This window comes from Hathewaya histolytica (genome assembly GCF_901482605.1).
Lineage (GTDB): Bacteria > Bacillota > Clostridia > Clostridiales > Clostridiaceae > Hathewaya > Hathewaya histolytica.
Window position 1 is genome coordinate 261263 of the sequence record NZ_LR590481.1, and the last position, 12702, is coordinate 273964.

At 28.8% G+C, this 12702-nt stretch carries 12 protein-coding genes; 7 read left to right on the forward strand and 5 right to left on the reverse strand.

Going from position 1 to position 12702, the window contains the following annotated elements:
- Positions 1 to 27: 27 nt before the first annotated feature.
- The 4 genes from FGL08_RS01305 to FGL08_RS01320 form a co-directional block, all read right to left on the reverse strand.
- On the reverse strand, positions 28 to 705 hold the full coding sequence (locus tag FGL08_RS01305; protein ID WP_138209091.1) for an ABC transporter ATP-binding protein: 678 nt from the start codon (positions 703 to 705) through the stop codon (positions 28 to 30).
- 24 nt (positions 706 to 729) lie between these two features.
- Entirely contained in the window at positions 730 to 1788 is a 1059-nt protein-coding gene (locus FGL08_RS01310; RefSeq protein WP_138209092.1) for an ABC transporter permease, read from the reverse strand.
- A gap of 10 nt (positions 1789 to 1798) precedes the next feature.
- The gene (locus FGL08_RS01315; protein ID WP_138209093.1) at positions 1799 to 3043 is read right to left on the reverse strand and encodes a hypothetical protein; all 1245 of its coding nucleotides are present in this window, start codon (positions 3041 to 3043) and stop codon (positions 1799 to 1801) included.
- A gap of 98 nt (positions 3044 to 3141) precedes the next feature.
- Entirely contained in the window at positions 3142 to 3489 is a 348-nt protein-coding gene (locus FGL08_RS01320; RefSeq protein WP_138209094.1) for a hypothetical protein, read from the reverse strand.
- A gap of 205 nt (positions 3490 to 3694) precedes the next feature.
- On the opposite strand from FGL08_RS01320, the gene FGL08_RS01325 reads away from it, so the two are divergent.
- The 5 genes from FGL08_RS01325 (at position 3695) to FGL08_RS01345 (ending at position 9296) form a co-directional block, all read left to right on the forward strand.
- Entirely contained in the window at positions 3695 to 4831 is a 1137-nt protein-coding gene (locus FGL08_RS01325) for a cysteine desulfurase family protein (protein ID WP_138209095.1), read from the forward strand.
- A 10-nt stretch (positions 4832 to 4841) separates the two neighbouring features.
- A complete protein-coding gene (thiI, locus tag FGL08_RS01330; protein WP_138209096.1) occupies positions 4842 to 5987 on the forward strand; it encodes a tRNA uracil 4-sulfurtransferase ThiI in 1146 nt (381 codons plus the stop codon).
- A gap of 20 nt (positions 5988 to 6007) precedes the next feature.
- The gene (locus FGL08_RS01335) at positions 6008 to 6445 is read left to right on the forward strand and encodes an RrF2 family transcriptional regulator (RefSeq protein WP_138209097.1); all 438 of its coding nucleotides are present in this window, start codon (positions 6008 to 6010) and stop codon (positions 6443 to 6445) included.
- A 286-nt stretch (positions 6446 to 6731) separates the two neighbouring features.
- On the forward strand, positions 6732 to 7661 hold the full coding sequence (gene cysK / locus FGL08_RS01340; RefSeq protein ID WP_138209098.1) for a cysteine synthase A: 930 nt from the start codon (positions 6732 to 6734) through the stop codon (positions 7659 to 7661).
- Between the two features lie 462 nt (positions 7662 to 8123).
- Positions 8124 to 9296 carry a recombinase family protein gene (locus FGL08_RS01345; protein ID WP_138209099.1) on the forward strand — a complete coding sequence of 391 codons (1173 nt, stop codon included), beginning with the start codon at positions 8124 to 8126 and terminating at the stop codon, positions 9294 to 9296.
- A 97-nt stretch (positions 9297 to 9393) separates the two neighbouring features.
- On the opposite strand, the gene FGL08_RS01350 is transcribed toward FGL08_RS01345, so the two are convergent.
- Positions 9394 to 9984 carry a manganese efflux pump MntP gene (locus FGL08_RS01350; protein WP_138209100.1) on the reverse strand — a complete coding sequence of 197 codons (591 nt, stop codon included), beginning with the start codon at positions 9982 to 9984 and terminating at the stop codon, positions 9394 to 9396.
- A gap of 274 nt (positions 9985 to 10258) precedes the next feature.
- On the opposite strand from FGL08_RS01350, the gene FGL08_RS01355 reads away from it, so the two are divergent.
- Positions 10259 to 10924, forward strand: a complete 666-nt coding sequence (locus FGL08_RS01355) for a DUF4230 domain-containing protein (RefSeq protein ID WP_138209101.1) — start codon at positions 10259 to 10261, stop codon at positions 10922 to 10924.
- Between the two features lie 553 nt (positions 10925 to 11477).
- Positions 11478 to 12668 carry a Y-family DNA polymerase gene (locus FGL08_RS01365; RefSeq protein WP_138209103.1) on the forward strand — a complete coding sequence of 397 codons (1191 nt, stop codon included), beginning with the start codon at positions 11478 to 11480 and terminating at the stop codon, positions 12666 to 12668.
- The last annotated feature ends 34 nt before the right edge of the window (positions 12669 to 12702 follow it).

Genomic DNA, 12702 nt, shown 5'->3' on the forward strand with positions numbered 1-12702 from the left:
AACTTGTTTTGATATAACCTTTGTTATTTATTTTAGTATTTTTTCTATTTCACCATCTTTTATATGAATGATTTTTTGGCATTGACTAGCTATAGTAGAATCATGGGTTACTATTATAATAGTTTTCCCTTCTTTATTTATATTCTTAAAAATTTCCATAACTTCTTCGCTTGTTTTTGTATCTAAAGCACCTGTGGGCTCATCTGCTAAAATTACTTGAGGATTATTAACAAGAGCCCTAGCTATAGCAACTCTTTGATTCTGACCTCCAGATAATTGATTTGGATTTCTAGAAATCTTATCTTCTATACCAAGATTTTTAAGAAGTTTTATTATCCTTTCTTTCTTTTCCTTTTTACTTATCTTTGTATAGTCTAGAGGGATTTTTACATTTTCAAATACACTATAATCCTCAATAAGGGCAAAATATTGAACTATAAAGCCAAAGAAGTTTCCTCTTAGGGAGGCTTGCTCATTTTTAGTTAGTTTACTAATTTCTTTTCCATCTAACAAGTAGCTTCCAGAATTAGGCTTATCTAAGCAACCTAGTATATTTAAAAGTGTTGACTTACCAGAGCCAGAGGCACCCATTATAGCTATCATATCCCCTTTTTCTATATTTAGATCTATATTTTTAAGAGCTTCAATCCTGGAGTCTCCAAATCCGTAAATTTTATTTATATCCTTTAATTCTATTAAACTCATTTTAACATCCCCTAAATTTATTTATTATCTTAAAATAGATGATACTTCTAATTTCATAGCTTTTTTAATAGGAATTATTGCAGTAATTGCTCCAACTATCAAACAAAACAGAAAGGCTATAAGAGTTGATAAAAAGTATATACGGCCATTAAAAAGTCCTAATATATTAAGCTTTACAGAAATAACATAGAGTATAAATCCTAGAATAAAAGATGTAGTTACTATAAGCTCATATTCTATTATTATTCTTCTTGAAATTGCCTTATCAGTACCACCATATGCCTTCCTTATGGCAAGTTCCCTTTGTTTACTTTCTATCCACTCTGTTGTTAGGCTTACAGTATTAAGGGCAAGACAGAGTACTATTAAGATTGTTAGCCCTAATATATTAGCTGTACCGCGAAGAATATCCATAAAGGGGGATTCTATTGAATCATCTACAAAGCTGGTTATATTTGCACTTTGGTACTTACTTTTAAGGTGGGTTGTAAATTTGTTAACAGTTTTAATAGTATCTTTTCCAGCATCTATATAATAAGAGCCTGTGCTAAAATTTAATTCATTTTCCTTAAAAATTGAATTTAAATTTAGGTATATAGAATCATCTAAATAGGTTTTTTTATCTTTATAACCCATAATCCCTATAACCAAATATTGACCAGTTTCTGTATTAAGATAATGTTTTCCGTGAATATCAGAACATTCCTTTAATACTTCCTTACCAATTACAGCTACCTTTTTGTTATCTTGAAAATCTGTTCTATTAAAAAAGCGACCATTCTTCATGGGAACATTAGGCGTTTTATCACCGCTAAAGTAAATGCCTTTGTATATAGGCTTTGATAGATCTTTATACATAAGTATATCTTTATTTAAACTTTGAAAGGCTTTAAAATCACTCTTATCTAGATTCGGTATATTTTGTACTAATAATTTTAAGGATTTATCACTTAAAAAAAAGTTATTTTCTTTATTTACTTCGATTATGCTTTGGAAAAGGGAGGTGCATATGGAGAATATGAAGGATATAACAGTGAAAGTGATAACTATAAAAATTGATTTTTTAAAAAAGGATTTAATCATAAGACTTCACCTATTCCTTTCTTACGATTAATGTATTAATATCTAATCGTAAAATTTTAACAACTGGTATAATAGAAAGAATTAAAATTGCCAAGATTGAAAATAGGAATAAATATAGTGTAGTGCTTAAATCCTTAAAGTAAACTATGTTTAATAAAGTTGTAAAGCAGAAGGAGATTGCAATTATAATTCCAATTTGAAGAATGATTCTATATATAATATCAGATAATTTTGCTCCACATAAAAGATGAATTCCGAATTCAGAAGAATGTTTTTTTATGTAGCTTAATAAGGATGTTACTATACCTGTACTACAAAATATAAATATGAGCAAAAATATAGTATTTAACATTTTAATTTGCTCTTTTAGGTTAGTAATAAAAGTTCCATTAAATATATCCCTAAGCCCATCATAATTAAATTTATATAGGGTATACTTGCTAGCTTCTTTATTTATTGTATTAAAATATTCCATAGCTTTTTCCTTATTTTCCGCAAATATAACACCATTATTAATTGATACCATGGAATGAATAAAGTTAACTTTTTTATCAAATATACTAGAATAAGGTACTAAAATTGAATTATTTAAATTTAACATGGTTAAGGAATGTATATTGTCTAAAAAGTAGTAATCCTTTTTTAGGAATCCAAGTACTTTACCTTTTATAAATTTAGGAGAAAGTCCAGGTCTAACCGTTAATTCATCTCCAAGTTTGTAGATACCCTTATAATTTGAACCTAATATTAGAGGGATTTCATCCGTATAGTCAAAGTCTTCTTTTTTAAAGAATCTCCCATCTATAACCTCAATATTAAATAATTTAGTGAAATTGTAGTCTAAATACAGCGATTTCACTGCTGAATAATTTGGGTTATCTGTATCAGGAGGGACATCATCCAGAAATTTTGCACCTCCTTTAAAATTATCTATTTGTATATAACCAGTTTCAAAGTTTGTAAAGGTAAAATCTTTATTATATTTTAGATAATGAAATAGTTTAGTAACGTTTCCGGTGCTATCCTCTTCCTGATCCATTTTATCCCGTGCAGGGTTTGAGATAATTTCTCTTAATCTGAAAGGCTCTTTATCTTTAAAGAGGCTTAGAATTCTGTTTCCATCTTCCTTTAGCTTAATATTATATTTTATACTTTTGTCTAAAAATAAGAAGGCTGTAGTAACCTGAATAAGAATAATTATGCTTATAAATAAATTAGAACTTAAGCCGTGAAAAGCATATTTTAAGTTTTTCATAGACACCTCCACAAATTTGCTACATATAAGAATTATATTGCAATTTTACAATAAATAGAGATGCTATAAAATAAGCATCTCTATTTATATATTAAGTATTAAGGTCTGGCTTTAGAGTTATAATAAGAGTAAATCCAACCTTTACCTGTAACATCTGTGGTTTTGGTATATCCAAATCCTTCTTTGTATCTAGAGTCGTTAGATCTAGCAAATTCAACTTTTGTGTAGTGATATACATATTTCCAACCAGTTTCTGCCCATCCTCCTCTTTTATCTGTTAGTATGTTTACCCATCTTGAATGTAGTTTGTGGTAATCGGCAGTTCCAGAACTTCCTCCTGATGGACCTCTCATACCAACTTGATTAGCTGCTGTAACTGTAATTGGAGTCAGTAAAAATAAACTTATTGCCCCAGCTAAAATTTTGTTTTTGAGATTTCTATTCATAGAAAATCCTCCTCGAATTTTATTTAACTATATTTTCATTTTATTCACGGAATATTCACTATATGATCGATAAAGAGCTAAATTTATAAAACTTAAAATAAACAATATATAATTATTCTTGACTTAAGAAAACTAATAATATATATTATCATTATAAAACATAGTAATTCTGTAGGAATTATACACAAAGGAAAGGATTGTAGTTATGGAAATTTATTTGGACAATAGTGCAACCACAAAACCTTATGAAGAAGTCATAGAAGCTATGGGAAATGCTATGAGAGAGTTTTATGCTAACCCATCGGCTGCATATAAATTGGGAATGAATGCTGAAAAGAAAATTTCAGAGTGCAGAGATATAATAGGCAGGACTATAAATGCAAGTAGAGATGAGATAATTTTTACATCAGGTGGAAGTGAGGCTAATAATTTTTTAATAAGAGGATTTCTTAAAGAAGGAAGTCATATAATTACAAGTAAAATTGAACATCCAAGTGTACTTAAGCTTTGCAGGGAATTAGAAGAAAATCATATTAGAGTTACTTATTTAGATGTAAATTCTAAGGGTGAAATAGATATAAAGCAGTTAGAAGAATCTATAGATAAGGATACTGTTCTAGTTAGCATTATGCATGTTAACAATGAAATAGGTGTAGTACAAGATTTAGAAACTATAGGAAGTATTATCAAACAAAAAAGTCAAAGAGTAAAATTCCATGTGGATACAGTTCAGAGTTATGGAAAATATAAAATTGATGTTGAAAAGTTTAATATAGATATGCTATCTGTAAGTACTCATAAATTTCATGGACCTAGGGGAGTAGGCTTTGCATATCTAAAAAAAGGCCTAAATCCAAAACCCTTAATTATAGGTGGAGGACAAGAAAGAAGTTTCAGAGCTGGGACTGAGAATACTGCTGGCATAGTAGGACTTACAGTAGCAGCAGAGATTATGTATAAAAATTTAGATAAGAATTATCAGCATGTAATGGATATTAAAAAATATTTTATAAAAGAACTTTCAAAAATAGAGGATATTAAAATAAACAGTGAAGAATCAAATAAATTTTCACCATATGTTTTAAATGTATCTTTTAGAGGAATAAGATCAGAAATTTTACTTAGGGTTTTAGATGAAAAAGGTATATACGTATCGGTAGGTTCAGCTTGTTCCGCTAAAAAATCTAAACAAAGTCATGTGTTACAGTCTATAGGTCTTTCAGATAAAGAAATACTAGGTTCTATAAGGTTCAGTTTCTGTGAGTACACTACAAAAGAAGAGATAGACTATACAATGGAAGTACTAAAACAAAACATTATTCTTCTTAGAAGAATGAAATAGGAGAAAAGACATGAGAAAATTAATTTTAATAAAGTACGCTTCAGAGATATTTTTAAAAGGATTAAACAGAGGTAAGTTTGAGAGAAAGTTACAAGATAATATAAAAAAAGTTTTACAAGGTATTCCTTATGAAATGGTGCATGACCAAGGAAGATGGTTCTTGTATTCAGAGGATATTGAATCATTAACTAACAAAGTTAAAAAGGTTTTTGGGATTACAGAACTTTGCGTAGTTACAGAAGTAGAGGCTACAATGGAAGCTATAGCAAATCAAGCATTAGAGGAAGTTAAAGAGGGAAATTATAAAACTTTTAAAATAGAAACTAATAGGGCAAATAAAAAATTTCCTATGAATTCTATGGAAGTTAGCAGAGAAATAGGTGGGCATGTACTTAAAAACATAGAAGATATTAAAGTAGATATTCATAATCCAGAGGGATTAATTAATGTAGAAATAAGAGAAAGAGCCTATGTGTATTCTAAGAAGATTAAAGCTATAGGTGGACTTCCTTATGGAACTAATGGAAGCACAATGCTTATGTTATCTGGTGGAATAGATTCTCCGGTTGCTGGATATTTAATGGCAAGAAGAGGAGTTAAATTAAATTGTGTTTATTATCATAGCCATCCTTACACCTCAGAAAGAGCAAAGGAAAAGGTAAAGGATCTTGCAAAGATTTTAAAAGAATATACAGGACATATGAATTTATTTGTAGTTCCTTTTACAGATATTCAGATGCAAATTATAGATAAATGTAGAGAAGATGAACTTACTATTATAATGAGAAGATTTATGATGAGGGTTGCCTGCAAACTTGCAGAAAAGTTTGATATACATTCTGTAACTACAGGTGAGAGTGTAGGTCAGGTAGCAAGCCAAACTATGGAAGGACTAGTGGTTAGTAATGACACTGCCGATAGACCTGTATTTAGACCATTGATTGCTACGGATAAGACAGATATTATGGATATAGCAAGAGAAATAGGAACATATGAAACATCTATACTTCCATATGAGGATTGTTGTACAATATTTGTTCCTAAGCATCCAAAAACAAAACCTGTGTTAAAACATATAATAGAAGAAGAGAAAGCTTTAGACATAGATAAATTAGTAGATGAAGCTATTGAAAATATGGAAGTTTACAGAGAATAATTTGGGGGAGCGATTAGTCAATGAAAGTTTCAACAAAAGGAATATATGGATTAAAGGCTATGATAGACTTAGCGTACTATTCTAGCAAGGATGATATAGTTACGCTAAAGAGTATATCAGAAAGAGAAAACATATCAGAAAGATATTTAGAACAAATATTTTCCCTTCTTAGAAAAAAGGGATTGATAAAAGGGAGAAAAGGTTCACAAGGAGGATATACTCTAGTCTATAATCCATCTGAGATAACCGTAGGACAAATATTAAGATCTCTAGAAGGAGAGCTTTTATTAGTAAATACAGAAGATTACAGTAATGATGAGCTTGAAAAATGTATAAACAATGCTGTATGGAATAAGTTAAATGTATCAGTAAATGAAATCGTAGATAATATTACCCTTGAGAATATGTTAGAAGAGTATCGAAAAGCAACAGACCAACCAATAATGTATTATATATAAGTTTAAAAATCTACTTAAATTATTCTTGAAAGTTTTTTATCACAAGTGTATAATAAATTTAATAGAATAATTATAAATATAAGTTTCATAGGAGTATTTCCTATGAAATTTATAAAAAACTAAAACCTAGTAAATATATAAGAATAATATGATAATCTAAAATATATAAATAAAACTACAATTGTTAGCTCACAATTATCAAAGGGAATATATAAATACGGTAAATTATATAATTGAGCATTGTGAACTAGGAATTGTATACTGATTAAGAAAAGGGGAGATTAATATGAAAAAGATATATAATAACTTAATAGAGCTTATAGGAAATACACCACTTGTAAGATTACAAAATTTTGAAAAAGAAAATAATATAGAAGCTAATATAATAGCTAAAGTTGAATATTTTAATCCAGCAGGAAGTGTTAAAGATAGAGTAGCGCTTGCTATGATAGAAGCAGCTGAAAAAGAGGGTAAAATAAACAAGGATACAGTTATAATAGAACCAACTAGTGGAAACACAGGAGTTGGACTTGCCTTTATAGCAGCTACAAAGGGATATAAATTAATTTTAACTATGCCGGATACTATGAGTGTAGAAAGAAGAAATATATTAAAAGCATACGGTGCAGAACTTGTTTTAACTCCAGGAGCAGAAGGAATGAATGGTGCGATAGAAGGAGCTAAAGAGTTAGCAGAGAAAAATTCAAACTCATTTATACCACAACAATTTGAGAATTTTGCTAATCCTGAAAAACACAAAAATACTACAGCAGAAGAAATATGGAATGACACTGAAGGGGAAGTAGATATATTTATAGCTGGTGTTGGAACAGGTGGTACAGTTACAGGTGTTGGAACTGTATTAAAACAAAAGAATAAAGATATAAAAATCATAGCAGTAGAACCAAAAGATTCTGCAGTATTATCAGGAGGAAAACCAGGGCCTCATAAAATTCAAGGTATTGGAGCAGGATTTATACCAAAGGTTTTAGATAAAAATATAATAGATGAAATAATCCAAATAACTAACGAAGATGCTATAAGAACTACAAAAGAAGTAGCTCAAAAAGAAGGCTTATTAGTTGGTATTTCCTCAGGAGCAGTAATCTATGCAGCAATGGAAATTGCAAAGCGTCCAGAAAACAAGGGTAAAAATATAGTAGTATTACTACCAGATACAGGTCAAAGATATTTATCAATGCCTATATTTGATTAATAAATAAAAATAATATAAGACTTTTAAATTATATAAATGTTTTTATTTATGAAGTTTATTTAAGAATGCATTTAATAAAAGAACACCGATATACAGTGAATAACTTAGTTCATGTAATTCGGTGTTCTTTTATTATTTTGATACCATGTAAACTAAAACCAAAAATACTCCTAAAACAAAACCCATGTACCAGTGCATATGCTTCATAATACACTTTTTAATCAATTAAATGCCCCCCAATATACAGTAATAACCCTAATGATATACTTTCGTCACAACACATATCACATTATAGATTAATTATAACACCAATATGTAATTAAAAGCAATATAAAAAAGGTTATTATATAACTTATTTAGTGATAATAAAAGAAATATATAATATTTGACCTATAAATGATTATTTGATATCCTTTATAGTATGATAATGAAAATCCATTTCATTAGATAAGGGGAGATACTGTGAATAGTAATATGAAACAAATAAAAAAGTATAATAGTAATCTTCTTTCAAAGAAGATTTCAAAGTGTGTAAAAATGGCTTTAAAAAATAAACTAGAAAAGGGTTCAACCATAGCAAGTAGACCACCTTATGGATATAAATTTAAATATATACATGAAAATGGAAATGAAATAGTTACATTAGAACCAGCAGGTGATATTACTACAATTACAGTAAAGAAAATATATAAATTATATTTGAAAGGTTATGGTTGCGGAAAGATTGCTACTTATTTAAATGATAAGGGTATACCAGTTCCTTCATCTTACATAGAAAATTTCAAAAAGAGTAAGTTTGGACTCTGGAGCAAAAATACTATAAAAGCTATTTTAACTAATGAAAAATATTGTGGGATTATGGTCCAATACAAGTGGAAAAGGGTTGAAGGCAATAAAATAATGCTTACCAGTCAAAAGGAAAGGGTTTACTCTGGAGAGTTTGAAGGAATAGTTTCAAAAGAAGATTTTGATTCTGTCCAAGCACTTATGAAGAGTAAGTCTAGATGTTGTAATAGCAAAGAGAGAACACTACATTTATTTTCATCCTTACTTATATGTCATGAATGTAAGGGCTCTATGTGTTATAGAAAAAACTATGATGGATATAAATGCAATAATAGTCAAACTGGGAAAGCTAGGTGTACAGCCCATTCTGTTAAGGAAGAGGAACTTAAAGAATTAGTATTACATAAGATTAAGAAGTTTTGTAAAAAGCATGAAAAAGATGCTGATTTTTATAGTATGCTATATGGGGTTGTAAAAGATGAGGGAAATCTAAAAGACCAACTAGAGCATATAGATGAAAAATTGAAGAAAGTTAATTACAAGCTAGAAAAGTTAAAGCTAGAGAGTGATAAAGGAAAAATCAGTGAATATGCATATGGCCATAAGTACCATGAATTAAAACATAAAAGAAAAAAGCTTATTAAAAAGAGGGAAAAACTAGAGTCTTTAGAATGTAATATTGAAAAATGGGATAATATAAATAATTCGTATTTAAATAAAGCTAAAAAACTCCTAGATACTAAGGAATTTTCAAGAGAGATATTAGAAGAGTTAGTTGAAAAAATAGTTGTAAAAGAGAACAAAGAGAAAAAAGAGAAGAAGGTAAAAGTATATTTAAAGGTAGAGTAAGTGTTGATTTAACTACTAAAGAATTAATGTCTATAAAATGTAAAAAATCCTCTTAAATAGCCTATAAAGTAACAAGGCTATTTAGGAGGATTTTAAACTATGTAAATAAACTAATTATACTAGATAAACTAATATCTAAGTGTTCAAAGAGGATCTTTATTCCCATTAAAATTAATATAGCGCCACCTAAGTATTCTGCCCTGCTTCTAAATATACAGTTACATTTCTTACCTATGAGTACGCCTATAAAGCATATTATAAAGGTAATTATACCTATAATTAAAACTGCTTTTGTTATAGACACATCTAAGAAAGCGAAACTAATTCCTATAATTAGAGCATCTATGCTAGTAGCAATTGATAGCATCAATAGTACCTTAGTTTTAAGAGGATTAAACGCCTCTTTTTCCTGGCACTGTTCCCTACCTTCTAAAATCATTTTAACCCCTAAAAACCCCAGAAGTACAAAAGCTATCCAATGGTCTATTCTTGCAATATAATCCTTAAAGTTAATTCCGGCAATAAATCCAATTAAAGGCATAAGAGCTTGTGCAAATCCAAAGGCAAAAGCTATTTTTGCAGCATGTTTCTTTTTTAAATTGGGAATTAGCATACCACTTGTAATTGAGACTGCAAAGGCATCCATGGCAAGTCCAAGAGCAACTAGAAATATGGAGAAGAGATTCATTATATGTTCCCCCTTAAAGTTTTATCAAATAATAGTATATAAAACTTTAATATCTAAGTCAAAGGAGTAAGAGAGTGTAATTAATAGGATTATGTAAATACAATATAGTGCAATTAAGTTTTATAATATATAGATAAATACTTTTATATATAGGAGATAATAGTGATAGTGGTTGACTTAGTAATATTTAACTTATATAATAATAAAAATATATTATTATATAAAATAGGATAAAATCTAATTTAATGATAAAAAGGGGATGAGGATTTAAGTTATGATTTTAGATACAGATAAAACAGGGAACATAGAATGTAAAGATATAGAGAAGAAGAGGAGTTTTAGGGAGAGACTAAAAAAAAGACCTAAGCTTAACCTTACTGTAACTATATTATGTATAACCATATTGGTAGTGATTACTTTTATAACTGGTATGAAATTTAATAAAGTAAGTAAAATAAATACATCTACCATTGCAGAAAGGGTGGATAAGATTTCAGAAATATCAACATTAAAATATAACTATTCTTCTGTTGTTGCATTAAAGGATAATTTAAAATTGAAAGATTTGCCTGTACCTTTTACAGGTAAATCCTTTATAGTAAAGTACAATGGATATATAAAGTTCGGTACAGATTTAAAAAGCAAAACTATAAAATTAAGTGATAATAAAAAGAAGGTAAGTATAACACTTCCTAAATGCAAAGTTCTAGATAATGTGGCTGACACTAAAAATTTAATGGTATATGATGAAAAATACTCCATATTTAATAGATATGGTGCACAAGATATGATAAATGAGATAGCAAAGGAACAAAAAAGAATAGAAAACCAAATTATCAAAGATGGTTATATAGAAAAAGCTAATGAAGAAGTTAAAACTTTAATGCAGGGAATGCTAAGTGATATGGGATTTGAAGAGATAAGTATTGTTTTTAATTAATATAATTTAAGAAAAGTGTTTGTATGGGTGCTTTTAAAAGCACCCAAGCAAACACTATTTTTTTAGTTTAATTAGCATCTTCTGTTAGAACAAAGTAAAAGTAAAGCTACTAAACATGCAGGATTTTCACAAATACTACGGAAACCTAATGAGTTACATCTACAAGGGGTTGAATGGCAGTTGCAGCAATGTCTATTATGTCCACCATGGCAATGATTATTATTATGATTACAACAATGATTATGATTGTGATTATGGTGGCATGAACAATTATGTCTGCAACCGCAGCTGCATTTATTTTTTCTATGGCTCATATATACTCCTCCTTTATAATTGGTTAAGTATATAGGAGAGAGAGCCCCCTGTGGGAACTCTAATTAAGTTTAGTATTTAATCCTAGTAACAGTATATTTAATTGCCTTTAAAGTGTGAGATGTAATTTGTATTTTATGAGTAAGTTTATATATATTTTTAAAAACTTATCTTGAAATAGAACTAATGTTCGTATATAATTAATCTTAATTAAGATAATTATGGAAAAGGGTTGATATTAATGAGAAGGCAAAGATTAATTTTTCACATTGATGTAAATTCTGCTTTTTTGTCTTGGACTGCTGTATATTTATTGAAAAATGGCAATGAAGTAGATATTAGAAAAATTCCTTCAGTAATTGGGGGAGATCCTCATAATAGAAGAGGTGTGGTTCTTGCAAAATCAGAAGAAGCTAAGAAATATAATATAAACACAGGAGAAACTTTGTTTTCTGCTTTTCGAAAGTGTCCTAATCTTAGAGTGGAATCCCCTTATTTTGATCTATATAAAAGATGTAGTAATGCTATGATAAATATTTTAGAAGAATATACCCCTTTAATTCAAAGATACTCTATAGATGAATGTTTTTTAGATTTCAGTAATATGGAACATATATATAAAGATTATTATACTGTTGCAAAAGAAATAAGTAAGAGAATATACAGAGAACTTGGGTTCACGGTAAACATAGGTATAGGAGATAATAAGCTTTTAGCTAAAATGGCCTCTGATTTCGAAAAGCCAAATAAAATACATACATTATTTAAAAGTGAAATTAAAGACAAAATGTGGCCTCTTCCTATAGAAAAGTTATTTATGGTTGGCACAGTATCTGCAAAAAAGCTTAAGAATGTAAATATAAATACCATAGGGGATTTAGCGTCTTGTGATAAAGAATTTATTCAATATCTACTAAAGAGTCATGGTATTATCTTATGGGAGTATGCAAAAGGTATAGATAAGTCTCCTATAATTAATAGAGATGAAGTAGATATAAAAAGTATAAGTAATTCTACAACTACACCACATGACATAATTACTGAGGAAGAAGCTATCAAGGTAATATTAGGTATTTCAGAGAATGTAGGTAGGAGAATTAGACAAGAGGGAAAAAAGGCTTTTGTAATTTCTATAACTTTAAAAAATAAGGATTTTATTTCAAGGGGAAAACAAAAAATGTTAGTAGAGTCTACGAATTGTACGGAAACTATATTTAGAGAAGCTTGTGATCTATTCAAAGAATTTTGGATAGGAGAACCTTTAAGGCTTATTGGAGTTGGCTTAAGCGAACTTACTAAAGATTCTATAGAACAGCTTAGTTTTTTTAGTTATGAGGGAAAAAACAAAACAGAAAACTTAGATAAGACTATGGATACTCTTAGGAATAAGTATGGAGAAAATAGTATTAAAAGATCAACACTTATAAAGTAATAAGGTGAAATTATACTTGAGTAACTCTTATTTT